The 25,513-nt window shown below is 72.1% G+C and carries 12 protein-coding genes and 1 pseudogene; 4 read left to right on the top strand and 9 right to left on the bottom strand.

Features of this window, described 5'->3' with window-relative positions; all coding sequences use genetic code 11:
- Window positions 1–87: 87 nt before the first annotated feature.
- The 3 genes from IE225_RS13720 to IE225_RS13730 are packed head-to-tail and all read right to left on the bottom strand — an operon-like array spanning window position 88 to window position 2,833.
- Window positions 88–720, bottom strand: coding sequence for a nucleotide exchange factor GrpE (locus tag IE225_RS13720; RefSeq protein WP_190057751.1), 633 nt, complete (start codon window positions 718–720; stop codon window positions 88–90).
- A complete protein-coding gene (locus IE225_RS13725) occupies window positions 717–1,001 on the bottom strand; it encodes a hypothetical protein (protein WP_190057752.1) in 285 nt (94 codons plus the stop codon). The genes IE225_RS13720 and IE225_RS13725 overlap by 4 nt, the downstream gene beginning before the upstream one ends.
- Window positions 998–2,833: a hypothetical protein gene (locus IE225_RS13730; protein ID WP_190057753.1), complete on the bottom strand. Its 1,836-nt coding sequence runs from the start codon at window positions 2,831–2,833 to the stop codon at window positions 998–1,000. The genes IE225_RS13725 and IE225_RS13730 overlap by 4 nt, the downstream gene beginning before the upstream one ends.
- A gap of 488 nt (window positions 2,834–3,321) precedes the next feature.
- Between IE225_RS13730 and IE225_RS13735 the strand changes: the two genes are divergently transcribed.
- The 3 genes from IE225_RS13735 to IE225_RS13745 all read left to right on the top strand — a co-directional run bounded on the left by IE225_RS13735 (window position 3,322) and on the right by IE225_RS13745 (window position 7,400).
- Window positions 3,322–5,877, top strand: a complete 2,556-nt coding sequence (locus IE225_RS13735) for a competence protein CoiA family protein (RefSeq protein ID WP_190057754.1) — start codon at window positions 3,322–3,324, stop codon at window positions 5,875–5,877.
- A gap of 429 nt (window positions 5,878–6,306) precedes the next feature.
- On the top strand, window positions 6,307–7,212 hold the full coding sequence (locus IE225_RS13740; RefSeq protein ID WP_190057755.1) for a helix-turn-helix domain-containing protein: 906 nt from the start codon (window positions 6,307–6,309) through the stop codon (window positions 7,210–7,212).
- A complete protein-coding gene (locus IE225_RS13745) occupies window positions 7,209–7,400 on the top strand; it encodes a DUF397 domain-containing protein (RefSeq protein WP_190057756.1) in 192 nt (63 codons plus the stop codon). The genes IE225_RS13740 and IE225_RS13745 overlap by 4 nt, the downstream gene beginning before the upstream one ends.
- Before the next feature lie 60 nt (window positions 7,401–7,460).
- Here IE225_RS13745 and IE225_RS13750 read toward each other — a convergent pair whose 3' ends face one another.
- The 5 genes and pseudogenes from IE225_RS13750 to IE225_RS33120 form a co-directional block, all read right to left on the bottom strand.
- Window positions 7,461–8,057, bottom strand: a complete 597-nt coding sequence (locus tag IE225_RS13750) for a hypothetical protein (protein WP_190057757.1) — start codon at window positions 8,055–8,057, stop codon at window positions 7,461–7,463.
- A gap of 70 nt (window positions 8,058–8,127) precedes the next feature.
- Entirely contained in the window at window positions 8,128–12,309 is a 4,182-nt protein-coding gene (locus IE225_RS13755; RefSeq protein WP_190057758.1) for an Eco57I restriction-modification methylase domain-containing protein, read from the bottom strand.
- Window positions 12,309–15,275, bottom strand: coding sequence for a DEAD/DEAH box helicase (locus IE225_RS13760; RefSeq protein WP_190057759.1), 2,967 nt, complete (start codon window positions 15,273–15,275; stop codon window positions 12,309–12,311). The genes IE225_RS13755 and IE225_RS13760 overlap by 1 nt, the downstream gene beginning before the upstream one ends.
- A gap of 50 nt (window positions 15,276–15,325) precedes the next feature.
- Window positions 15,326–21,682, bottom strand: coding sequence for a protein kinase domain-containing protein (locus tag IE225_RS13765; RefSeq protein WP_190057760.1), 6,357 nt, complete (start codon window positions 21,680–21,682; stop codon window positions 15,326–15,328).
- Between the two features lie 460 nt (window positions 21,683–22,142).
- Window positions 22,143–22,376, bottom strand: a pseudogene (locus tag IE225_RS33120) (amino acid permease); the annotation flags it as partial.
- A gap of 418 nt (window positions 22,377–22,794) precedes the next feature.
- Between IE225_RS33120 and IE225_RS13770 the strand changes: the two are divergent.
- Entirely contained in the window at window positions 22,795–24,246 is a 1,452-nt protein-coding gene (locus tag IE225_RS13770; RefSeq protein WP_190057761.1) for an MFS transporter, read from the top strand.
- A gap of 78 nt (window positions 24,247–24,324) precedes the next feature.
- On the opposite strand, the gene IE225_RS13775 is transcribed toward IE225_RS13770, so the two are convergent.
- Entirely contained in the window at window positions 24,325–25,344 is a 1,020-nt protein-coding gene (locus IE225_RS13775) for an Lrp/AsnC family transcriptional regulator (protein WP_190057762.1), read from the bottom strand.
- Between the last annotated feature and the right edge of the window lie 169 nt (window positions 25,345–25,513).

The raw sequence follows: 25,513 nt of genomic DNA on the forward strand, positions 1-25,513 counted from the left end.
CGGGGCCGGGTGGGGCCCGCACCGTGCCCGGGTGTGCCGGGTGGGTGTGCCGGGCACGGTGCGGGCCGGCGGTGCGCGGCCGCCGGGTCAGGCGCGGCGGGAGCGGCGTCTCCGCCCGGCCGAGGGCTTGCGCGGCAGGCGCCGCTGGGAGCGGGTGGTGCGCCGTGGTTGTGTCCGCCCGCCGGCCGGGGCCGCCTCGGACGCCGACGGGTCCGGGCCGTTCCCGGCCGGCGGAACCGGTTCGGGTTCCGGTGCGGGCCCCGGCACCGCGACGACCACCTGCGCGGGCCGCAGGGTGGAGGTGCCCAGGCGGAAGCCGGTGACTTTCTCCCTCAGCACTGTGCCCGGCGGGGCGGAGGGGTGGGCTTCCGTCCCGACGACGCGCATCTCCGCCGGGTCGACGGCCTTGCCCACCGCGTTCATCGGCCTGACGTCGTGCCGTGCGAACTCGCTGCGCAGCATCCGGTGCGCCGCGTCGATCTGCTCGCTCAGTGCGAGGGCGGCCGACATCGCCTCGCGGGCGGATCGCGCCTCGTGCAGGGCGCCGGTCCGGCGGCGCGTGTCGGCGAGCAGGTCGTCCAGCGGCAGCAGGGAGCTCAGCAGCGCGCGCAGCCGGGCCTCGGCCTCGTCGCGTTTGCGGGACAGCGCCTCGACCCGGCGCCGCAGTTTGTCGAGTTCGGACGGCGGGTCGGTGGGGGAGCTCGGGGCGGGACCGTTCACGGGAGTTCCTCGGTGTCGGGGCGGGGCAGGGGCGGGGTGAGCATCTCGGCGACGAGGGAGTCGACGGCGCTGCGGGAGGCCCGGTCGGCCCGGCGGATGTGCTCCTGCCTGACCGGGTCGTGCCGGGCCGCGGCGAGGGCCTGCCCCACCTGCCTGCGCAGGACGGGGGGCCGGGTGCCCGGCGGGCTGCCGGGGACGAGCTCGTGGAGCGTGGGGCCGAACCAGGGGATCGGGGGTGCTTCGGTGTCCCCGGGGCCCGAGGCGGGCTTGTCGACGGTCAAAAGAGGGTGTCCTGTCCGAAGTCGTGGTGGTGGGAGAGGAAGCGGCGGGGAGCGGGACCGAACAGCGGGACCTGGTCCGGCAGTCCGTCGCCGATCCGCGCCGCGCAGGCGCGGTCGCGCTGCGCCCCGCCGAAGTCGCCTTCCTCCTCGCGCGCCGCGGCGCGGCGCAGGTAGGCGGCTTTCACGGTCTGGTCGAAGCGGGCGTTGACACCGGCCCGCACCAGGTCCCGCAGGAACAGCTCGATGACGTCCGACGGGGACGCCGTGGCCTCCAGGTGCTCGGCGAGGTCGAGCACTGCCTCCTCGTGTTCCTGCCTGACGTGGCCGCGGGCCGGGCCCGCGACGGCGACGGCCGCGCTCAGCAGGTCGACGCGGCGTTCCTTCCCGGCGCGCGTGGTCTCGGCTCCGGGGAACCGGGCGGCGTCCACCAGCAGGTCGACGAGCACGTCGTCGACGAGTTCCTCGCTGTAGGGGGACCTGGTCTCGCTGTACCGGAGCACGTTGCGCACGGCGGTCCGCGCCGCTGCCGTACGTCCGCGGCACGCGGCGGTCACGGCCTGCCCGATGTAGTGCTTCGTCAGCCACTCCCGGGCCGGCGCGCAGTCCGGATCGCGCCGCAGCAGGTCCCGTACCGCGCTCGTGCGGATCTTCTCCGCGGGCTGCGCCCCGTCGAGCGCCCGGCGCAGGTCCGTCCTCAGATGGTCGTCGAGGCCGCACCTGGCGTCCCGGTCATGGGGCGACACGGCCAGGGCCCGCGCGAAGCGGTTCCTGCTCTGCCGGGGGTCGCTGTCGAAGACTTTCCGGCCCTGCCGCACCAGTTCGGCGGTGAGTTCGGCGGCCAGCGAGCCGTCCTCGGGCAGCAGCGCGTGGGCCAGCTCCAGGCCCTGGATGCGTGTGATGGGGGAGTAGGCGTGCCCGGTGAAGCTCCGCCCCACGTTCTTCCCCGCGCGGAGTACGGCTGCCCGGTCCTGGGCGCCGAGGGTGTGCCCGAGCCGTGCCGCCGTGCCGAAGTCCTCGAGCGCCTCGCTCCACTGTCCGGCCCGCACCCGGTCCCGGCCCCGTTCGGCGAGGGCCTGGGCGAGAGCGTCGGCGCACGCGCGGTGGTCGGGCGAGTCCGCGGTCCAGGCGGCGGGGTCGGGGTGGCGTGCGGTGCAGGCGTCGAGGAGGGCGTCGCCGCGGCCATGGCTCACGAGATGCCGGGCGGCCCACTCGAGCGGGATCAAGCCGTCGGGCCCGGCGTCCGCAAGGGAAACCACGGGGTCGGTGCGTTCGGCCTCCCAGGCCGTCTCCCAGGCGGCGAGGGCGTCCCGGCCGGCCCGGACGTCCAGGGCGTGCAGCAGGTCGGTGATGCGTCCGAGCAGCCGGCGGCGGGCCTCTTCCCACAGCTCGTCGGGCACGGGGGCGCCGCGCCGCTCGGTGAGCAGCGCGCGGAAGTCGCCGGGGTCCTCCTCGTCCAGGAGGTGGGCCCACAGCACGACGGCGAGCGCCGCGGTGCCGGCGTCGGTGTGCCGCCCGCCCTCTTCCCCCAGTCGGCGCAGGGCACTTACCGCAAGGGCGTGCACGACCCCCGTCGACGCCAGGTCCAGGTCGCTGTCGGGGCACCGGCGGATTGCCTCCGGCCAGTTCCCGACCCGTGCGGCCAGCGCGGCGCGGAGCACGGCGTACCGTACGGCGGCGCTGCCGGCGCCGGATGGGCCGGACTCGGTCTGGAAGCGCTGCAGAATCGGTCGTACGACGTTGAACTCGGCGCGCAGGAAAGCACGTTCGGCGTCGTCCAGCAGGCGATCCGCCGTGACGGTTCGGCCGGGATCACCGATGTCGTTCACCAGCACGGTCTGTCGCCCCCCTGAGCCCCTTGCGCAGCAACAGCCACCGTAAAGAGGCGTGTTAGCGTTGTCAACGAACTGTTGGATGGAGTGGCTGGTCCTCACGCGTCGTTTCTCCGGGCGCGCTTCCGGCGCCCGACCTGGGCAGCGGGCGGGCGAGTCCGGTGGCCGCCCTGCGGCGGTCTTCCGCCGGCGGTACCGGACGGCATGGCGCGACGGCCGTCGCGTGGCGCGCCGAGGTGCTGCGGGAGCGTCACCGCGCAGTCGGCTGCCCGAGCACCTGCGGCAGCGGACACCGATGCCTGGCACCGAGTCGGGTCAGGCACGGGAACCGATGCGCGCAGAGCATTTTCCAAATGCCTCGACTTCTGCCCTGACCAGGGGCTTTCATATGCGGGGCATGCGGCGCGGCCGACGCGCGCATGCAAAAATCCGCACCGCCCCTTGTCTGGTGTCGGGGCAGTCGTTCCACGTGTTCGTCGGAGGATCCGGAGTTGAGACAGATCGACACCCGTCTCATCCAGACCGCGGTCATCGGAGGCCCCGATTCGGACCAGCCGGTCATCCTTCCTGAACAGCCGCACAACCTGGACGAGTTCCTCCGGCGGTTCGGAAAGGACAACTTCTGGTGCGGCAGGCTTCTCGGCGGCTGCGGAGAACGGCTGCAGGCCAAGCGGTGTGTGAAGAAGGTCTGTCATTTCGCCCACGAGCCGCGCCCCGGCCGCACGGAGTGCCGCCGGACCACCCACAGCGCGGACGGCGCCGACCACTTGTTCATCAAGGCCCACGTCGTGCGCTGGCTGGCGGCGCAGGGGTATGCGGCCCAGGGCGAGCTGCGCAGCCTGGGACACTGCCACGGGGACGCCGTGGACTTCCGGCTGTCCCGCGCGAAGACGCAGTTGCGCTTCGAGCTCCACCCGGAGGACTACCGGAGCTGGCGCAGGGCGGCGGACAGCCTGGGCGCGAAGGAAGGGCGCATCGAGTGGGTCTTCGGCCCGGACGACGCGCTCACCCGCGACATGGTGGCGCGCCGCGGGTACGCGCTGCGGGTGCGGTGCGAGACCGAGGACGACGACCGCCGTGTGCTCATCGGCACCGTGACCGACGGGAAGGGGACGGTGTGGGCTCCCCTGGAGCAGTGCCGGATGACCGACGACGGCCTCGTCACGCCCGCGCTCGAGGAACTGCGCGCCAAGGGAGCGGTCCGTGACGGCGCCGGCCACGACCCGCTGCCCGGCAGCATGCCCCTCCCCGGCGGGCAGGTCGTGTTCGCGGTGGACACCGAAGCGGCGCCCCCCGTCTCGTCGCCGTTCGCCGCGGCCGGCCGGTACCTGGTGCCCGGCTTCGTCAAGCCGCCGGGAAGCCGTATCGTCCGGGCCCACCTGTCCCTGCCCGACACGGTGCCGGCCCCCACGGACCAGTACGTCTACCGCCTCGCGGGCCCGGTCCGGCTGCTGGTCACGGACGTCGTCGAGGGAGGTGGCTCCCGGTGGGCGGTCCGCGCCGACCACCTCGTACGGCTCAACGGCCTGGATGCGGAGCGCACCGGTCTGTGGCGTCCCGGCGTCGCACTCGACGAGCGGTACGCCCCGGCGCCCGGCGCCTCCGGCGTCTGTGAGCGGACCCCGCTCGCCGAACCCGCGCCCAAGGAGCGCAAAGCGCCGGAAACCGCACCGCGTCAGCCGGCCGTCGTGCTCAGGGGAGTACTGGAGGAGGTCGCGGCGAAGGGCACCACGATCACCTGGAGCGAGCTGACCGAACGGCTCGGCAAGTGGGTTGACGATGCGCCGAATTCCAAGCGTCAGGACTTGCTGGTCGAGGTGGACAAGCCGCGGGTCCCCGACCGCCCGCTGCTGAGCGTCCTGGTCGTCACCCACCTGGGCAGGCCCCTTCCGTACCTGGGCCAGGTACTGCGCCGGCTCGGGGTCGCCGCACCGGCCACGGAAGCCGCTCTGCAGCAGTGGGCGGCGGCCCAGATCGAGAAGACGCACGCGGCGTACGGCGGCCGGCGGGCGCGCGTGCCGGCCGCCCCGTCGCCCGGTGCGGACCAGGCGGTCGCCAAGGGGCGGGCCCCCTCCGAGAGCGACCTGCGTCACGCACACCGGAAACGTGCGGAGATACGGGAGAAGCTGGAGGAGGCGGCGAGGACCCGAGCCCGGACGAAGGGGACACGTGCCCAGCGCCTGACCCAGGCGATGCAACGAGGGGAGGAACATCTCCGCCGGTACGAGGAAGTCCGCTCCCACCAGCGGGTCCTCCATGCCTGGCTGGGGGAGGGCGATCGTGTCCTGGACCTTCTCGACCGTCTGATCGGCCGCCCGATCACCGTCATCACGGTCGAGAAGGAGCATCGGGTCGCCCCTCCCGAACCGGGGCAGGACAGAACCCCCGGACCGAAGCCGGTCAAGAAGAAGAACCCGAATCTCAAGAAGATCAGACGTCTGCTCGGCGAGCTGAGCCAGACCCACAGGCACCGGCCCACCCAGGACCTGCTGCGACTGCTCGACGAGATCGGGAAGCAGTGCGACCAGCTCGCCCAACCGCTGCCGGTCGCGGAGGCCAAACAGGTCAGACGGTGGCGACGCGTACTGGAGCCCCAAAGGTCCGCCGAGCACGCCGCCCGGCCCGCGACCGCACCGCGGAACACGACGGCGGGAGCGGGCCGCACCGCCGAGCCGCCGCAAGGCGACCGCCTCCCGGCCGAGAGCATCGGCAAGCTGGCCGTCACGGTCCGCGGCATCCTCGAGGAACTGGCCCGCGCCGGCAGCGCCCCCCTGAGCTGGAGAGACCTCCGCCGCAGGGCCGGTGGACAACTGCCGCCCCTGCACCCCGACGACCAGAGCGCGCTGCTCGTCGCGGTGGACCGGGACACCCCGGCCGACGAGCCGCTGCTGTCCACACTGGTCGACGGGTCGGACGTCGCGCCGCACCGGCTCTACCGCCAGGTGCGCCTCGGCCTCGGCCGGGAACCCGTTGCCGACACGGAGCTCGACGCCCATCGGGCGATGGAGGTTCTGCGGTTGCGGCAGATCTGGCGTCACCGGCGCTGAGCGAGCCGCCGGACAGGCGTCCGCGATCGGGGGCGAAGCACGGCGCCACGGCTTCGCCCCCGCGGGGACGGCATCGGCGGCGCACCTCGCGACGACGGCTTCCCCGCACTCCCTGTTGTCACTCTCCGTGAAACTCTGTGGAATGTTCCGGGGCTGCGGATCGGCGCCGCCGAGCGGCCGGACGAACTCGGCTCCGCGCCTCCGCGGCGTACAGCGGCCTCGTGAAAACGCATGCGAATGCGTCTGGTTGGGGAGCGAACCGGTTCACGCCGCCGACGCGACGGCCGGACACGGGAGCGGAACCCCGTACGCGGAGTCAGCGTACGGGCACAGAAGGTGGACGGTACGCGTGCCCTTCCGTCACTCTGAGTGGTGAGCACGAGGGCCGCGGGGAGCTGTCGCGGTCCGGTACGGAGAGAGAGGCGGCACATGGACATCGTCGACGAGGACGCGGACCGGGCCGAATCCGGGCACACGGCCGGAGACACCGGCGCGCGGGCGGTTCCGGCGGGGGAGTGCGAGCGGGAGCCTCACCCGTCCGACAGCCTGCGCACGTTCGGCGCCTTCGTCCAGGCGCTGCGCGAGCACGCGGGGCTCAGCCGCGTCGACCTCGCCGCTCTGGTCCAGTACTCCAAACACACCGTGGAGTCGGTGGAGTTGGGCCGCCGGATGCCGGACATGGCGTTTGTGGAGCGCGCGGAGGAAGCGCTCGGCAACACCGGCGCGCTGCGGAGGGCCGCCCGGCACCTCACCCGGGGCGAGGCGGGGTTCGCCGCGTGGTTCCGGCGGTGGGCGCGGCTGGAGCGGGAGGCGGTGAGCCTGTGCACGTACGAGTGCCGACTGGTGCCGGGGCTGCTGCAGTCGGAGGCGTATGCGCGGGCGGTGTTCGAGGGCACGATCCCGCTACGGACCGACGAGGAGTTGGAAGTGCAGCTCACCGCCCGGATGGAACGGCAGGCGATGATGCGGGAGCGCCCCACGGTGCCGTTCAGCTTCATCGTCGAGGAGCACGTGTTCCGGCGGCGGTTCGGGGACGCGGAGGCGATGCGCGGGCTGGTGGACCACGTCCTTGAGCTCACCGCCCCACGCAACGTGACGCTTCAGGTGGTTCCGCTGGAAGCCGGGCTGCATGCGTGTCTGGACGGGCCGGTGCAGGTCCTGGAGACCTCGGAGGGGCGGCGGCTCGGGTATGCCGAGGGGCAGAAGAACGGGCGGTTGATCTCCGACCCGAAAGAGGTGAGTGTGCTCTGCCAGCGCTATGAAACACTGCGCTCGCAGGCCCTGAGCCCCAACGAATCCCGGGCCTTGCTGGAGCGACTGCGAGGAGAGCTATGAGCAGCGGTACGACGGAACTCGCCTGGTTCAAGTCCAGCTACAGCGGCAGTGAGGGCGACAGCTGCGTGGAGGTCGCGATCGCCGAACAGGCCGTCCACGTACGGGACTCCAAGGACGTGAGCCGCCCGGCCTTCGCGGTGAGCCGCGAAGGCTGGGGCCGATTTGTGCGGTTCGCGTCGGAGCGCTGAGCGACTCGAGGGGGTGCGGTCGGCCGTGTGCAGGGTGCTCGAACGGCGGACCGCTCCCCCTCACCGCTTCTCCGGACTCCTGGTCTCGTCCACGGGGGCGTAGCCGAGGGCCGCGCGGTTGATGTAGCGGTCGCCGAACTCGGGGAAGGGACTGCGCTTCGCCTTCCGGCCGGGCTTCCGCTTGGGCTTCCGGGGTGGCTTCGGAGCCAGGTCGGGCTTCGGAACCGGGGTGGGCTTCGGGACCGGGATGGGCCTTGAGGCCACAGTGGACTTCACCACCGGGCCGGCCTTCGGGACCGGCTTCGATCTGGTCTTCTTGTTGTTTTGGGCGAGGGCCTTGCCGCTTGCTGTGAACTTTCTCCGCAGTTCGGACAACTGCCGGCGCTCCTGCGCGGTTTGCGAAGCCGGAAGGGCTTCGACGAGGGCTCGGGCCCGGCTGAAGAGATAGCGGGCTTCGGCCCGGCGCTTGGCGTTGATGACTATCCGCAGGGCCTGGATCGTGCGCTGCAACGCCTGAACCTTCGCGGCCTGCTGCCGGGGCAAGGGGAAGTCACCGCCGCCCGAACGCTGCTGACTGGCGACGCGGCCACGCCAGTCAGCGCCCGAGGTCAGGACGACGACCGAGCGGGGGTTGCTGGTCTGGCTTCGACGTACCACGTGGTGCTGTTCCTTGTGTGGGACGGCCTGCCCCGGGTGACCGTCCGTGCGACCACCCGGGGGAGCGAGATCAGTCGTGACGGGGGCCCTGGCCGGGGGGCGGAGTGAGGGGGGAACGGTACGTGCCGGACTCCCCCTCGGTGAGCGGCTTCTCCAGGGCCAGGCCGGCGGTGGCCATGCGGTCGTACTCGGCGAGGACCAGCCGCTTGGTGCGGTACTCGCCGAACTTGGCGATCTCGTTGTTCTTCAGGCCGCCCGACTCCGACTGGAAGGACTCCAGGATGTAGTCGGTGTCCTCGCGGGAAATCCCGTAGAGATGGAAGAAGTACGCGTCCAGCTCGGCACGTAGCTGGGCACGGCGGTCCTCGTCCCACCGGAACGGCTCACCCTCGTCGCCCAGGTCCCGGGCGAGCGGGGTCATGTCGTAGGCCGTGTAGACGAGTTCGAGGACGCGGGGGAGCAGGAAGGGGAGGTGGGGTTCGAGCTGTGCGGGGGTGGGGACGGGAAGCTGCTTCCAGATGAAGAGCCCCATGCTCGTGCCACCGATTTTCTGGCGGCTGATGAAGTCGAAGACCAGGGAGGACTGGGTAGCGATTAGGGCTGCGGCCAGTGAAGGTGCCACGTGGGGCATCATCAGGGGGAATTTGTGACCGACAGCCGTGCGCGGGAGGAAGGCGGGGATGGCGGTGCGCTCGTTGGTCGAGGCGGTGACGTCGCACCAGCCGCAGAGCCAGCCGCGGTCCCAGTTCTCCTCGGCAAGGCGCAGTTCGACTCCCTTGACGTGAACATCCTTGTTGTTGCGTCGTGTGGGAATCGTTCCGTCCTGCTGAATCCAGTTGAGCGGCAGGGCCAGGCGCGCGGGATCTTGCAACTCTTCGGTGGGCAGGTACTTGGGTTGGTTCTGGCGGTTGACGGCGGTCAAGCTCTTGACGACATCGGCGGCACGATGGTTGAAAAAGTCCACCATCTTCGCCTCATACAGCGGCAGCATCCGCTTCCCGTCCCGCTCGAAGACGTTGCCCCGCAGTTCCCACCCCTCCGCCTCGAGTTGCTCGCGGCTGCGGAAGAGGTCGGAGTCGTCGGTCATGTGGAAGAAGGTTGCCTTGAACGCCATGTGCCACGGATTGCCGTCCCGGCGCCCCTCGTTCCACAGCACCGGCACACGCCGGTACACGCCGACCGTGATATCCGCGTCGCGCTGCGTGCGGAACACCGGCAGCGTACCCGTGTTCGGGTTGATCCGGGCCAAGTCCTCCGGGTCCAGGGCGAAGACCCGGTTCGGGTCCTCCAGATCCGTGATGTCGGACAGGAAGAAGCCGATGCGGCTGGCGTCCGCACGTGCGGCCCGGCCGGTGAGGGAGAGCAGGCAGAACTTGTAGCTGGAGTGCACGCTCTCGAACCACTTGCCGCCCTTGGGCAGCGCGGGCGACTTCGGGCGGCGGTTCTCGAAGTCGTACAGCGACACCAGCGCGCCCCGCCGGGTGAAGTCCGCGAACAGATGCTGGGAGCCCGCGCTTGTCGCGATGGCTGTCGGCAGAATCAGGCCGAACCGTCCGTCAGGTGCTACTACGTTCGCCATCCGCTCGGCGAAGAGCTGATCCGTCTGGAGCATAGTGACGCCCTTGACCGTCAGCCCCTTCGCGCACAGCGGGAACACCCCCGAGTCCCCCGCGAAGTGGAACGTCCCCTTGACCGCGCGCCGTGCCTCCCGGTACCGCTTGCCGGCCTCCGGGTGCTCCCGCTCCCACTCGAGGATGCGGGTGCGGCGAGCCGTGCCGGAGATCTCCGCGATCTCGGGGTCGACCACGCTGAAGTACTTCTTGTCCTCGAAGTCGACCTTGTCCCACGGCGGGTTGCCCACCACGCACGAGAACCCGCCGGCCCACCCCGTCACCGGGTCGACCGCGCCCGTGTCCGCGGAGGCGGCGCCGTCCTCCGGGACCGTGAAGATCTCGGGGAACTCCAGGTGCCAGTGGAAGAAGGCGTACTGGTCGCGCAGGCGCACGATCTCGTCGTGCACCGACTGCGGGGCCGCGTCGCCCTCGGGGTCCTCCAGGTCCCGGAACACCTTGTGGGTGATGGCCGGCGGCGCGTCCTCGCGCTTGACCCAGACGAACGCCGCGCACCAGGCGTCCGCCAGGTGCAGGGCGTGCCGGTACTCGTCCGCGGCGGACCACTCCCGGTAGGCGGCCTCCTTGCGGCGGACGTCGGCGAGGCTGTCGTCCGGGGAGGCGGTGATCCGGCGCAGGCCGCGGGCGAAGGAGGTGTTGGCGACCTTCGCCTCCGTCTCGATCTCGAACAGGCCGCCCTGGCCCTCGCGTTCGAGGGCGTTGCGGTGGAGCAGCTGCCGCGCCCAGGCCTCGTCGTCGCCCTCGGTCTTCTTGAACGCCCGGTCCGGGATGCCGTCCCGCATCAGGGCGGGGGTCGCGCCGATCAGGCCGTTGCCGTGCTTGATGTGCGCGTCCAGGAAGCCGAGGGGCTTGCCCGGTTCCATGGCCTCCAGCCACAGGGACACCTTGGCCAGTTCGACCGCCATCGGGTTGAGGTCCACGCCGTACACGCAGCGGGCGACGACCTCGTGGAGGGCGTGGCGCACCGACTTGGCCGTGGGCTCGGGGTTGCGGTCGCGGACGGCGGCGACGCGCTTGGCGATGCGGCGGGCCGCCGCCACGAGGAAGTGGCCCGATCCGCAGGCGGGGTCGCAGACGGTGAGGGAGAGGAGTTCCTCGACGATCGTGTCGGTGGGGTCCGGGCGGCCCTCGGCGCTCGCGCGCCGCTCCCCGCGCTTGACGGCGTCGTCTATCACCGGGTCCAGCGTCGAGTCGAGGAGGGTCTCGGTGAGCGCGGTCGGGGTGTAGTAACTGCCGGTCTTCTTGCGGTCGTTGCCGATACGGTCGACCAGTTCGAAGGTGCGGTCGGCGGCGCTGTGCTTGGGCACCAGCTCCAGCAGGGCCTCGTACACCGAGCCGAGTTCCTCGGCACCCATGTGCAGGTAGTCGACGGGGCGCCAGCGGCCGGAGCCCGCGTCGCGCACGCGGGCCAGGTGCTTGACGGCCTCGAACAGGTCGCGGTTGGCCAGCCGCGCACCGCGCAGGGGCGCGTCGGCGGGGGTGTCGTTGAAGAGGCCGCCGAGTCCCTTCAGACCCAGCTCGGGGCGCCCCTTCTCGGAACCCAGCGCCTCGATCAGCAGCTCCAGGACGCGGTACTGGTCGTCGTGGGCGGTGCCCAGGCGGCGCAGGGCCTGGCGGCGCAGGCGGGCGGTGGAGAAGTAGCGGCTGAAGCGCTCGCGGGCCAGTTCGTCCGCCTCGGGGTCCAGCAGGGCGCCCCGGTCCTCGGCGACGAAGAGGAAGATCATGCGGTAGACGAGCCGGAGCAGCGCCGTCTGGAAGGCGTGGACGTCCAGGTTCTCGCGGAGCCTGTCGTTGTGCGGGTGTCGCAGGAATCCGGTGCCGAGGACGGTGAGGGCCGCCTGGACGCCGTCGCGGAAGTGGTCCAGGGCGCGGCTGCCGGACTCGATGGCGACCGTGCGCCACTTCTCCAGCCAGCACCCCGAGGCCGGCGTCCCCTCCGGCACCTCGAACCGGGAGGCGTGCAGCAGGCTGTACAGCAGCACGAACTCGCTGAACAGCTCGCCGTCGAAGATGGCCTCCAGGTCGAACTCGACGTAGGCGGCGGTGGCGAAGGACGAGGAGTCGCGCAGCAGGCGCAGGCGGCGGCCGTTGGTGAGGACGGCCCACAGGTGGGCCTCGGTGCGGTTGAGGCAGTCCTGGAGCATGGACTGCGGGGGGACCTGGCCGGGGGCCGGGCGCTTGTCGAGCTCCTGGTTCCAGGGGATCAGGTGGACCAGGGCCGGGCCGTGGCGGTGGGAGACCGGGAAACGCTTCTCGGGGTCGGAGTCGGCGGGGACGCCCGCAGCGCCGACCTCCGTCAGCGCGCCGAAGTCCAGCTTGCGGAAGAGCTGGGCGAGCCAGTCGGTGCCGGCCCGGCCGGTGGGGTCGGCGGCGGGCGCGCCGGTGTGCGGGTCGCAGGGCAGGGCGGCGCGCAGGTCGCGCCAGAGCGGCTTGAGGTACTCCCAGGCGCGCTCGGCCTCGTCGCGCACGGGCACCGAGGCGGGCAGGCCGTAGTCGGCGGGTTTGGTGCCCGGCAGGTTCCGTGCCTCGGCGATGCGCAGCAGCATGTCGGCGGGGAGCAGCCCGCCGACCGTGGTGACGGCGGTGAAAGCCAGGGCGTTACGGGTGGCGGCGGCGGACATCAGGCTTCGGCTCCGGACACGGTAGAGGTGGGGGAGACGGGAGCAGCGGGCTGCTGCGGCAGGTAGACGTACACGCCGAGGACGTCGGCGGGCTCCTGCGGGACGACCTTCAGGCCGCGGACGATCTCCTCGTTGGCCTTGCGGACCCGGCGGTGCGAGGCGTCGAGTTCGGCGGCCAGGCGCCGGCCGTACTCGGTGAGGTGCCCGGACAGGCCCGGCAGGCCGTCCAGGGCCTCGCCGATGCGCTTGCGGGCGAGCTGCTCGTGGGTGTTGGCGGTGGCGCGGGCCGTGAGGAGGGCGGTGGCCGCGTCGTCGTCCAGCCAGCGGGCGCGCGCGGGCAGGCCCTCGTAGGCGAGCAGGCGGGCGTCCTCGGCGACCAGCTGCCGCTCGCCGGTGCGGGACGGCAGGGTGAGGTGGAAGCGGTAGCGGACCAGCAGGAGCGTGGTGAGGGAGGTGACCGCGTCCGTGGTGACCACACCGCAGCGGCGGGCCGGGCGCGGGCCCAGGGCGTTCACGTCCAGCGCCGAGTCCAGGACGTACGAGGCGACGGCCCCGACCGCCGGGTCGGTGCGGACCAGGGCGGCCTCGCCGCGGGCGACCGCCGGGGTGGCGCGGAAGGGGATCTCGCGGTCCTCCTCGACGAGCCGGTTGCCGAGGACGGCGGCGAGCGCGTCACGCAGGCCGGCCGGGGCGCCACCGACCTGGGCGGTGAAGTCGCCGGTGCCGTCGCGCGGATCGCGGACCAGGGCGCCCAGGTCGCGCAGCGCCTCCAGGACGAAGTCGCGGACCTCCTCGGCGCCGCCGAGGGCGGCCCGCACGGCGGCGACCTCGCGGGCCACCTCCTCCGGGTGGATGGCGCGCTGGGCGTACTTGGAGCGGGAGGTCTTCTCGCGCTCCGCGGCCGAGGCCCACTCGCGCTCGATGCGGTCGAAGGACTCCTGGTGGCCGGGCAGGTCGAACAGGCTCTCCTGGCTGCCCTGCCGCCCGTGCAGCAGCAGCCACTCCACGACGGCGTCGGTGACGCCGGAGGCGGTCTCGTCGGGGACGGAGACGGAGATGCCCAGGTCCTTCTTGATCTGCCGGTGCTTGCGGAACAGCACCTCCAGCACCTTGCCGTCGATGCCGTTGTCCTCGCCGTACATGGTGATGACGCGGACCTGGTCGCGCTTTTGCCCGTAGCGGTCGACGCGGCCCTCGCGCTGATCGTGGCGGGTGGGGTTCCAGGCCAGGTCGTAGTGGACGACGGCGTCGAAGTGGTGCTGGAGGTTGACGCCCTCGGAGAGGCAGTCGGTGGCGATCAGCACGCGGCGCACGGCCGGGTCCTGGGCCTCCTCGGCGGAGTCGGCGGCGGCGAGCTGCTCGATGCGCTCCAGGCGCTGCTGCGGGGAGAGGTCGCCGGTCACGGCGGCGATCTTCGTCTTCTTGCCGAGCTTGCCGTCGAGCTGCTCGGCGAGGTACTTGGCGGTGGGGATGTAGCGGCAGAAGACAATCGGGTGGTAGCCGTCGGCGAGCAGCTCCTTCAGGTGCCGGATGAGCGCCTTCAGCTTCGCGTCCTCGGCCGGGCCGGCGAGCTGCTCGGCCCGCTCGGCGAGTTCGAGCAGCCGGGCGCCCGCCTCCTCCGTCTCGGCGGCGCCCGGCGCGACGTCCATGCCCTCCAGCCGGTCGTTGTCCGCGGAGTCCGCGGCCACCGGGGCGCCGAGCACGTCCGCCTCCTGCGCGGTGCGGGCGGCGGCGGACTCCGAGCGGGTCCTGAGGGTCTGCGCGGCGGCCGCGGGCGAGGAGACCATCGAACGCAGCAGCGCGATCACCGACCACCAGGCGATACGGGCCTCCCGCTTGCCCTGCTCGCCGGCCGCCTCGACGCGGTCCCTGGCGTAGGCGATGGCGTCGTCCAGCAGCGCCCGGTAGGCGGGGGTCAGCTTGTACGGCTCGTCCTTCGTCCAGCGGTCGGACGGGAAGGCGGTCCGCTCGGCCAGGGAGTCGTCGGCGAGGCCGTCCTCCTTGGTGAGGTAGTGGCGGACGTCGGCGCGCTTGCGGGCCACGAAGTGCTCGGCGAGCTTCGCCCGCCCCGCCGGGGACTCCAGGTCCAGGATGGCCAGTTCGGGCCGCACCAGGCCCAGCAGGTTGCGGAACGCGGACTCCTTGCCGGAGTGCGGGGTCGCGGTCAGCAGCAGCAGGTGGCGGTCGGCGTCGGCGGAGACCTTCCGCAGCAGCTCGTAGCGGAGCTGGCTGGAGGAGGACGCGCCGCCCTGCGCGGCGTCGTCGGCGGCCACGCACGTGTGGGCCTCGTCGACGATCACCAGGTCGGGGCAGTGCCGCACGAAGTCCTCGCGGTGGCGGGTCGACTTGATGAAGTCCGTCGAGATGATCGTGAACGGGTGCCGGTCGAACAGGGACTGGCCCAGCTCCAGGCCGCGCTCCAGACGCGACACCGTGGAGGCCAGGACCAGTTCGGCGTCGATGCCGAACTTCTCCCGCAGCTCGGCCTGCCACTGCTCGGCCAGCGCCGGGGAGCACAGCACGGCCAGCCCGGTCGCCTCACCCTGGGCGAGCAGCTCCTTGGCGATCAGACCCGCCTCGACCGTCTTGCCGATGCCCACGTCGTCCGAGATCAGCAGCCGCACGGTGCGCTGCCGCAGCGCCATCAGCAACGGGACCAGCTGGTAGGCGCGGGGCTCCACGGCGATCGACGCCAGGGAGCGGAACGGGCCGGCACCCGAGCGGAACCCGATGCGCAACGCCGTGCGCAGCAGGCCGGCGGCGCGCTGGTCGCCCAGATCGTCCGGGCTCGGTGCCGCGAACTGGGCGGGGCACACGTCCTCGAAAGCGGGAAAGACGGCCGCGATGTCGTCCTCGCTCCCGCCCAGAGGGCGCAGCACCAGCATGTCGGGGGCGCTCTCGGGCAGCACCACCCATTCCCGGCCGCGGGCGGTGACCAGCGAACCGGCCGTGTACGTAAGGCTCATGAGCTGTCTCAGTTCCTGAGGTTCCTGGGGTTCGAAAGCCGGAGAGGCGGTCAGCGGAGGTGGAAGTAGGCGGCGTTGTGCTCCACGATGGCGTCCCAGTCGGCGTCCGCCGGGAAACGCAGGACGTCCCAGCCGGCCTCCTCCAGGCGGTAGCCGGCCTCGAGATCGCGGGTGGAGTCGGCCGTGCGGCCGGGGACGTCGACGAACACCGCGAGGTTGGCGCCGTCCAGACGGAAGACGAGGTCGGGCCGCGCCCCCGCCGCATCGACGAAGGCGCCGACCTCGTCCGGCAGCCGGTAGCCCTTCGCCTTCAGCCAGCCGAGCAGGTCGCCCTTGGCGACCAGGGCCGCCAGATCCGCCTCCGCCGGAGTCGGCGAGGACGCCGGGGCGCCGCCGGGCGCGGCGCTCGCACCGCCGGCCGCGGGGGCGAGCCTGCGGAACCGCTCGCTGCGGGACTCGCCGCGGTCCTCCCGCTCGGTGCGGGCGCCGGCCAGCCGCAGCAGCAGCGGGCGGGCGGCGTGCCGGTCCAGCCGGCGGTGGTGCGTCTGGTTGGCGTAGGTCAGCAGGCAGGCGTAGCAGCCGCGGGCACACTTCTCGCCGCCCGCCGGCCCGTCCTGGTCCTCGCCGGTCTCCGGATCGAAATGACAGATCTCCAGAGCGGTCCGGGCGGCCTTGGCCAGGGCGTCCCTGTCGTGCTGGATCCGGCGCAGCACACCGGCGCCGCCCTCGGCGGCCTCCGTGAACAGCATGCGGCGGCGCGGACCGTCGTCCGGGGGCAGCAGCTCCGCGGTCAGCTCGGAGTCCTCCAGCTCGAACGCCGCCTCGATGCCCCGCTCCAGCGCGTACAGGAACGACAGGGCCACCGGCTCGGGCTGCGGCTCCTCCAGGGTGACCACGAGGATGTTGCGGCGGTCTTCCACGTAAGGCAGGACGCGCTTCTTGCGGCGCTTTTCGTTGCCGTCCTCGTCGACCACCGGCATGCCGGTGCCCTCGATGGCGTCCGCGGCGGCCCGGTCGTTGAGCCAGCGGCCGTCGCCCAGGTCCAGCCAGTAGCCGTCCGGTTCGCCCTCCTTGTCGCGGACGCGGCCGAGGTTGGTGATGCGGACGGTCGCCGAGTCGCCGTAGTCCAGGTCGAGGACGGGCACGCCGCCGGCGTCGGTGACGTGCGAGGTGAGGCGTCCCTTGCGGGCGCCGTGGTCCTGGAACGCGTACGAGGTCTCCAGGCGGAAACCGGCCCGGCGGCGCTCCTCCTCGTCGGAGGAGATCCGCTCGCGCGGCGTGGTGTACACGGTGTGCAGGTGCAGAAGGCCGGTGCGCTTGCTCCGCAGCTCCTCCCCGCACATCGTGCACCTGTCCATCCCCGGCCTGACCGGGTGGTGGTAGCCGCAGCCGTCGCAGCGCCTCGCCTCCGAGGTCGCCAGGTCGCCCGAGGCGTCCGGCGGCAGCTGGACCCGGGTGACCTGGTAGCGGGCGCCCTCGTGGTAGATCAGCGCGCCCGGGCCGAACTCGCGGATCGCCAGGAACCGGGGACGCTGCAGGTAGTCCCCGTCGGCGTTGCGGCGGTTGCCGGAGCGCGGGATGTACGCGGCCAGCGGCAGCCGCGGGAAGCTGTAGCCGGGCAGGAACCCCTCGGACGCCAGATAGCGGTACGGATTGAAGTCGCTCATCACCGACTTGCTGTCGGCGGAGCGGTTCAGCAGCAGGTTCGTCTGCGTCTCGGCCTCCCGGCGGCGGGAGCGCGCCCGGCTCTGCTCGCCCGGGGAGAGCGTGTGGTCGACGACGCGCTTGTTCTGCTCGTACTGGTCGATGACGGCCGCCCGGAACAGCTGACGCCACCGGTCGAAGGAGGCGTCGAACTCCTTCGGGGCCCGCTCGATCCGGTCCTCGATCCACTCGTCGTACCACCAGGTGGTGGCCTCGAAATCGGCGATCAGCGGGGCGAGGACGGTGCGGGCGGCGGCGACGGCACGCCTGCGGGCGCCCTCGTCCAGGGACAGGTCGCGGACGTGGGGCAGGAGCGGCAGCGGCATCTGCGGATCGGGGCGGTCGCTGCCGTCGGGGTCGTAGGCGACGTCGATGACGTCCGGGATCGCGTTGCCGAGTTTCATGCCCGTCTCCGCCAGCCAGATGGCCTGCAGATGGGAGCGGACCAGGTCCTCGTTGGCGAGGTCCAGGCGCGGCGGGGACACCTGCCCCGACACCATGTCCCGGGAGCGGCGGAAGTAGTACTGGTCGTGGCTGTTGCCTGTGGCGCAGTACGTGGTCACCAGCGCGGGCTGGCCGGACCGGCCCGCCCGGCCCGAGCGCTGCGCGTAGTTCGCCGGGGTCGGCGGCACGTTGCGCATCAGCACCGCGTTGAGCGAGGAGATGTCCACCCCCAGCTCCATCGTCGGCGAGCAGTACAGCAGGGGCAGTTCGGCGTCGCGGAACCGCCTCTCGCGCTCCAGCCGGTCCTCCGGGGCGACCTGCGCGGTGTGCTCCCGCGCGTACAGGCCGGCCAGTTCGGCGGCCGCGCTCCGGTACAGGTCGCGGAAGAAGGGGTTGACGCGGGGGCCCTCGCCGCTGCTGTAGGTGCGCGCCAGCGGGTCGACCGCGCCCCGCTCGCCGTCCCCGGCCCGCCAGATCAGAGCGGCCGCCGACACCCGGTAGCCCTTGCGCTTCTCCGACGCGCGGCGGCGGTAGGCCGGACCGGAGTGCTCGGGGGCCGTCTCCACCTCGCGCACCAGGTCCGCTTCCTTGAGGACCTCCAGCAGGTCCTCGATGACGCGCTGGACGTCCTCCAGCGGCAGGTCGCGCAGCTTGGGCATGTTCCGCCGCAGGTACCTGCCGAACTTGCCGCGGGCCGACAGAAACAGCGCGGAGCGCTCCATGCCCGGCCGCGAGGCGTACGGGTAGGCGGTTCCGACGACCGGCCGGTCGCTCTCGCTCAGCACCCACGGCCCGGTGAGGCGCTCCTCGCTCGCCCGCTGCAGGACGTCGAAGTCATCGCGGAAGTACTGCACGTCGATGGCGAGGGCGCGCCGCATGAAGTCGAGCAGCGTACGGGCGACCTCCTCGCGCAGCACCGGGTCGGCGCCGCGCAGCACGGCGTGGGCGGCCTGCCAGCGCTCGGACCGGGCGGCGAGCCAGCCCAGGTCCTCGTAGTCGATCCGCAGCAGCCCCGTCTGCTCCAGGTTCGGCATCGTGATGCGCCAGCCGCGCTCCAGATCGCGGTAGAGGCGGTAGCCGACGACGTCCCGGAAAGCCTTCGTCGCCCTGCGCTCCATGGACGGAGTCAGGTCTGTGCCGGCCGCGTAGTCGCGGGGGGTGAGGCCCATCACCGCGGTGACGGCCTCGGCGAGGTCGTCATGGCGCAACCCCTCCTCACCGGCCTGCACCGCGGCCTGGTACAGGGCGCCGCGCAACTGGGTCACCTGGACGAAGTCGTTGAAGTGCCCGGCCTGCAGCGAGGCGTCCTGCCGGTTGTCGACGAAGGTGAGCAGCTTGCGCGCCTTCTTGTCCAGGCTCTTCTCGGGCACCGCCCGCAGGGACCGCACGATCGACGCGGAGATCAGCGAGGTGGCCGAGGAACGCCCCTCCTGGTCGAGGGTGGCCAGTTTGGCGAAGTCCCGGCCGCGGGTCTGCTCGTAGGAGACCTGGCAGTGCACGCAGAACAGGAACGGCGCCGGAATGAACGCCGCCACCAGCCCCTCGCCCGACTCGTTGCCGTAGGCGTCCACGACGACGCGCTTGGGCACCCGGTGACGGTAGGACTTCTTGACGACCATCACGCCCTGCGCGTCCGGCTCCAGCCACGACTCCGGCAGCCGCCGGTCGCCTACGGCCTTCTGCGGGTCGGCCGGCCACTCGTAGTCCTCCCCGGGCATGCCCAGGTACAGGTAGCCCTCGCCGTCGCGGCCCCCGGAGGCGGAGGTGTCCCGGCGCGGCTCGTACCGGAACGTGCCGCCCTCCTCGGTGCGCCAGACGGTCAGGTACTCCTGGCCGCACTCGCGGCAGAACGCCAGCGGGAACAGCGGCTTGCCGCCGCTGTCCGGCTGCTCCAGCTGGTAGGTGCGGGTCAGCGGCCGGGTCAGCGGATCCTCGAGCGTCGTGTAGACGGTGTCGCCCTTGGAGAGGAACTGGTGCAGCCGGAACGCGAACAGCGGCCGCTCCGTCACCGGATGCTTGGCCTGCGCACCCGCCTCCAGAGTCGTCCGGATCGCCTCGCGCACACTCTCCTCGGGCACCCCGGACTGCGCGGCCAGCTCGGCCGCGGCCGCCTCGATCGTGCCCGGGGCACGGCGGCGCAGCCGGCCCGTACCCTCCTCGCGCTCCAGGCCGAACCGGGACTCCACCCAGCGGGCCAGCGGGTCCTTCACCAGCGCCTCGTACGAGCGGGGCGCGGCCGGCACCCGCAACCGCTCGGCGGGCACGGTCTCGGGGGCCTCCTCGGTCGCCCGGACCAGGGTCTCGCCGATGACCCGCTTCGGCAGCACCGTCGTGCCGAACAGCCGGCCGGCGACCCTGGCCACCTCGCGCTGCTGGTCCTCCCAGGAGCCCTCGGTGGACATGGTCGCCGAGGTGCCGATGCACTGCAGGGTCGCGGAGGCCCGGCAGGCCTCGCGGACCCGGCGGATCAGGAACGCCACGTCCGCACCCTGCCGGCCCCGGTAGGTGTGCAGTTCGTCGAAGACGAGGAACTGCAGCCCCTCGGCCATGCGGATCAGACTCGACCGGTCGTCCGGCCGGGTCAGCATCAGCTCCAGCATCACGTAGTTGGTCAGCAGGATGTCCGGAGGATTCTTGCGCAGCGCGCGGCGTTCCTCCTCGGACTCCTGACCGGTGTAGCGGGCGAAGGTGACCGGCTCGCGGCCCTTCCCGAAACCGTGGCGCAGGTACTTCTCCAGCTCCCCCAGCTGCGAGTTGGCCAGCGCGTTCATCGGGTAGACGACGATCGCGCGCACCCGGCTTTCGGCGTCCGGTCCCGCCGCCTCGCGCTCCTTCAGCACGTGGTCCACGATCGGGACGATGTACGACAGGGACTTGCCGGAACCGGTGCCGGTGGTCAGGACGTAGGAGTCGCCCGCCTGAGCGGCCTCGATCGCCTGCCGCTGGTGGAGGTGGAAGGTCAGCGGCCGGCCGTCCGGGCGCGGCGAGGTCTCCTTCTTGCCGCTCTGGAAGATCTCCGCGCACTTGGGGTGCAACACCCCGTCGCGCACGAGGTCGGTGACCTGGCCGCCGTCGGCGAAGAAGGGGTTGAGCGACAGCCACGGGTCGGGCCACTGCGACTTCGCCGCCAGGTCGTCCTCGACGAAGCCGGCGATCCGGGCGTCCCGGATCACCGTCGCGCTCTTGGTGAAGCTCTCGTACTCCCGGATCAGATCGGCATGGATGGCGAAGACGTCCATCGCCTCGGGCAGACGCGGCTCCCTGCGCGGCACGGGAGCCGGCGCGGCCGGGGCGGGCTCGGGGAGCAGGGCGCGCAGCCGCGCCACCGGATCCATCGCCCGCCAGTACGGAGCCAGCAGGGCGGCCGTGTCGTCCGGCGCGAGAGCGAGCGGGACCAGCGCCTCACGGACCAGGGTGGCGTTCTCGGGCCGCAGCTCGGCGTCCTTCTCCAGCAGGCGGTCCACCAGCCGGACCAGCTCGGCGGGCAGATCCGGGCGCACCAGGGTCAACTGGGGCGGCCGCTCGTGCTGGTGCTGCTCGGAGAGCTCGTAAGGGGTCCTGGCGGAGAACGGCGGCCGTCCGATCAGCAGCTCGTACAGGATGCAGCCGAGCGCGTAGAGGTCGGCCGGGGCGGAGACCCGTTCGGCGCGGAACTGCTCGGGTGCCATGTAGCGCGCCGTGCCGACGCTGACCCCCGTGCTGGTCAGCCGCGTCTGGTCGGGATCGTCGACGATCGAGCCCATGCCGAAGTCGAGGATCTTGACGGTGCCGTCGCGGGTCAGCATCACGTTGGCCGGCTTCAGGTCGCGGTGGACGACCCCGGCGGTGTGCGCGGCGGCCAGACCGGCGGCGATCTGCGCCCCGATGGCGGCGACCCAGGAGACCGGGAGCTGGGGCTCCTCGTCGATGAGGTCCGCGAGCGGATGGCCGTCCAGCAGCTCCATGGCCAGGTAGGGCAGGCCGCTGCCGCCCGGCGTTTCGTCCACGCCGCCGTCGATCAGCAGGGTGAGGTTCGGGTGGCCCTGGGAGAGCATGCGCATGATCCGCACTTCGCGGCGGAAGCGGTCGATCTCCTTGCCGGACCCCGAGGTGTCGACCGCGACTCCGGTCCGGCCGCGCAGCACGGTCTTGACCGCGACCTGCCGGTGCGGGGAGTCCGGGGCGGCCTGGAGGTCCTCGGCCCGGTGCACCTCGCCCATGTTCCCGCGCCCCACAGCCCCTGTGATCCGGAAGCGTCCGCCCACCGTCTCCAAGCCCATCGCCCCTCCCCGGTTCACCTGTCGCGTGCAAGGTGAGTGCACCCCGCAGGGAGAGTACACCTTCACCGTGTTGAGGCAGGTCACATTATCGTGTTGACGTTGTCAACGGATGATTAACGGGCTGACGGGCGCCGGTACGTTGCCGATGACCGACGAGGGGCCGGCAGGTAGTCATACCTCGTCGAGCGGAGGCGAGCGCCGGGCGAAAACCCGCAGGGCGGATCGAGGAGCCCCGGACGACGCCAGTCCGCCGCTCGACCCCTCCCGGGCTCTCCCGCGTCGTGGAACCTCGCGGAAGCGCGCCTGCCGCACTTGCGCGGCTTCCACGCCTCCTGCGCCTCCGGGCGGCCGGGGTCCGGCAAGTCGCTGATGTTCCTGCCGCGGTGGCTCGATGGCCCGGCCCCGGGTTCACCTCGCGCGAGCCCGTGTGCCTCTCCACGGGCCAGGGGCGGACGGGCGTGGCGTGCCGCCCGAACACCAGGCCCAGGGCGACGGTCCCCACGGTCAGGACCCCGAAGGCGACCAGGCTGACCGTGCCGTACGGGGCGACGGAGGCCAAGAACAGGAAGATGCCGCCGCCGATGATGTTGCCCATCACCAGCGCGGTGGCGACGGGCAGCCCGAAGCGCCGGACATGCCGGCCAGCATCACCGGGGCGGTACCCATGGTCGGACACGGCCCGACGAGGCTCCAAATCACACGATTTCGTCCCGTACGCCCCCGCCCGTCACCGGAAAAAGTGCACCGTCGCGACCCGCGGGCCGGGAATCGTCCGGCCCCGGGCTGCCCGGCCCGGCGCCCATTCCCGACCGTCCCGCTCCACGGACCGACGGTGGACTGGAGCTTTTCTCCCATCCGGGGCCCTGGTGAAGGGACCTCGCACCACATGCCCGGGCTCACCCGGATACGGCGGTGACGTCGGCGACGCGCACGCACGCGGCCGGGGTGTGGGAAATCGCCGCCACGGGAGGCGGCGATGGAAGAAATCCTCCCTCTCCCGGTTCTGGCTGGAGCGCCCTGTTCCTCTCCTCCCACGCTGAGCCGTGGCCGGCCCCGACGCCCCACCGACCGGGGCCGGACCGGCGTGTCGACGACGGTGGAGAGGAACCCCGATGACTGCTGAGCGTGCGCTGACGCCGACTCCCACGGCGTACCGATGGCGGTGGCCGGCGCTCACCGCCCTGCTGCTCGGTGAGGCGATGAACCTGCTGGACGCGACCATCGTGCAGGTCGCCGCACCGAAGATCCATGCCGATCTGGGCGGGTCGGTCTCGGACATCCAGTGGTTCACGACCGCCTACACGCTGCCGTTCGCGGTGCTGTTGATCACCGGCGGGCGGCTGGGCGACATCGCCGGCCGCAAGCGGCTGTTCGTGATCGGTGTCACCGGATTCATGGTCGCGTCCGCCGCTTGCGCCGTGGCACCCACGGTGGGGCTTCTGATCGCCTTCCGGGTGGTGCAGGGAGCCGCGGCGGCCGTGATCATCCCCCAGAGCATTGGCCTGATCAAGGCGATGTTCTCCGGGCCTGAGATGTCCAAGGCCTTGGGCGGCATCGGCCCGGTGATGGGCCTCGCCGCCGTCTGCGGGCCGGTGCTGGGTGGCGTGCTCACGCATGCCGACCTGTTCGGCTCTTCGTGGCGGGCGGCCTTCCTGGTGAACGTTCCGGTGTCGCTGATCGTCCTCGCGATCTCGCCCCGGCTGCTGGAGAACCGCGCTCCCGACCGGCCCACCCTCGATGTGATCGGCACCTTGCTGGCCACGGCCGGCGTCGGTCTCGTCGTGTACCCGCTGATCGGTGCCGACCTGACCGCTCTGCCGGGGTGGAGCTGGGCGGCGATCGTGGCCGGGCTGTGCCTGATGGCCGTGTTCGCCGTGCACCAGCGCGCGGTGGCCGCCGCCGGGCGCAGCCCGCTGGTGGAGCCCAGCCTGTTCGCCCACCGCGGCTTCCCGGCCGCCCTGATGACGTCGGCCTCCTTCTTCGCGGTCACCAACGGGCTGATGACGGTCATCGTTCTCCAGCTCCAACTGGGTCTGGGAACCGACGTGTTGAAGGCGGGCCTGACCCTCGCCCCGTGGTCGGCGGGCCTGGCCGTCGCTTCCTGGGTGGCCGGCGCGCACCTGGTCCGGCGCTACGGGCACCGCATGATGAGCCTCGGTCTGACCGTTCTCCTGGTCGGTGCGCTGGCCGCTGTCGCCGTCTATCACGAGGCGGACCCGCACACGTACCCGACGCCGTTGCCGTTCGCGCTCGGGGTCGTGGGGCTCGGAGTCGGCCTGTTCAGTCCGGCGTTCTTCACCATCGCCCTCAAGCCGCTGCAACCGCGGGAGATCGGCTCGGCCGCGGGCCTGCTCAACGCGGTCCAGCAGCTGGGAGCCACGCTCGGGGTCGCCGTGCTGGGCAGCGTCTATCTGGAAAGCGCCGGCGACGGCGGTGCGCCGGCCGCCCTGCACGCCGTCCAGGTCGCGTTCCGGGTCGCCGTGGCGCTGGTCCTGGCCGGCTTCGCGACCAGCCGGATGATGACGGGCAAGAACGCTCCGGACGATGCGGGAGCGGGGCACTAGGCTGCCCCCTTCCCCGGTGTGCGCGGCGGCCTCCGGGCCGCCGCCCCCGCGTGCTCGCGGTTGCCGGGCCATCGGCCGTCACACGCGGGGGCGGACCGGGGCGGGCGGCCTTCTGGTGCGGGTCGGATCGGTGACGACGGGGCTCGCCGCTTTGAGGTTCCAAAGGACCGGGGTGGTCTCGAGGGTGTGGACGGCATCCAGTGAGCCCAGCCGCCGGGTCAGGTAATGGTGCAGGTCGGCGGGGTCACGGCACAGGGCCTGGGCCACCAGATTGGTGCGTCCCGTGGTCGCGGCGACGTAGGCCAGTTCGTCGTGGCCCGCCAGTGTCGTCGCCACGTTCTCCAGATGGGCAGGACTCACCGACATCCACAGCAGCGCCCTGGTGTTGACCCCGAAGTGCCCGGCGTCGACCTCCACGTCGAAGAAGATCGCGCCGCTCGCCTGCAGATCGGCGAGCCGGCGCGCCACCGTGACCGGGGACCAGCCGGTCGCCCGGGCCAGCTCCGCGTGGGTGGCACGCCCGTCCTTCTGCAGGGCGAGCAGCAAGTCCGCGTCAGCGTCCGTGAGGTGGCGCGGCACCGGCACGTACGAGGTGCCGGCCGCCTCGTGCTCGCGCAGGATGCGCTGCTGCTCCTCGTCCAGGGTGTCGGCGCTGCGGCGCCAGTTCGTCGGTCCGCCCAGGTAGGTGTGGAGGATGCAGTGCGCGGACACGGCGGTGATGTTGCTGGTGCGCGGAATGTCGCGCAGCAACAGGGAGTTGCCCGCGCCGGCGTCGGTCGGGGTGTGGATGATCGCGACGATCTCGGTGCCGCCGGAGGTGAGTTTCACCCACGAGGTGTCCTGTCTGCGGACGAGGGCGTAGGCCAGGTCCTGCGCGGAACCGGCCGCCGCGGTGAGCCGGACGAGCCACTGCGTCCGACCCGCCTGACGGGGGTCCGGCAGACCCACGACCCGTAAGGACGCCTCGGCGCGCAACCGGCGGTAGCGGCGGGCGACGGTCTGCGGGGAGACGTCGAGGGCGGTGGCGATCCGGCTGAAAGGCGCGCGGCCGTCGATGTGCAGCGCGTGGATCAGGGCACGGTCCAGGTCGTCCAGCATGCACACATCCTTCAGCAGAGGCTCAGTCGTGACCGGCTCGGGTGGACACCTCGCCGATCACGCAGCATGCGGACGCAGGGCGACCGGTGATTCTTCGGTACCGGCCAAAAGGCCCAGAAAACTCCCAGCGGCGCCGCCACGCCCCCTCTCTCGCTTCGTATTCACGCAG

The sequence above is a fragment of the Streptomyces echinoruber genome (genome assembly GCF_014651135.1).
In the GTDB taxonomy this organism is placed as follows: Bacteria; Actinomycetota; Actinomycetes; order Streptomycetales; family Streptomycetaceae; genus Streptomyces; species Streptomyces echinoruber.

Excerpts from the sequence above, each read along its gene's own strand:
- IE225_RS13740 (WP_190057755.1), top strand. The coding sequence starts at position 6,307 with ATGGACATCGTCGACGAGGACGCGGACCGGGCCGAATCCGGGCACACG.
- IE225_RS13745 (WP_190057756.1), top strand. The coding sequence starts at position 7,209 with ATGAGCAGCGGTACGACGGAACTCGCCTGGTTCAAGTCCAGCTACAGC.
- IE225_RS13755 (WP_190057758.1), bottom strand. The coding sequence starts at position 12,309 with ATGTCCGCCGCCGCCACCCGTAACGCCCTGGCTTTCACCGCCGTCACC.
- IE225_RS13760 (WP_190057759.1), bottom strand. The coding sequence starts at position 15,275 with ATGAGCCTTACGTACACGGCCGGTTCGCTGGTCACCGCCCGCGGCCGG.
- IE225_RS13765 (WP_190057760.1), bottom strand. The coding sequence starts at position 21,682 with ATGGGCTTGGAGACGGTGGGCGGACGCTTCCGGATCACAGGGGCTGTG.
- IE225_RS13770 (WP_190057761.1), top strand. The coding sequence starts at position 22,795 with ATGACTGCTGAGCGTGCGCTGACGCCGACTCCCACGGCGTACCGATGG.
- IE225_RS13775 (WP_190057762.1), bottom strand. The coding sequence starts at position 25,344 with ATGCTGGACGACCTGGACCGTGCCCTGATCCACGCGCTGCACATCGAC.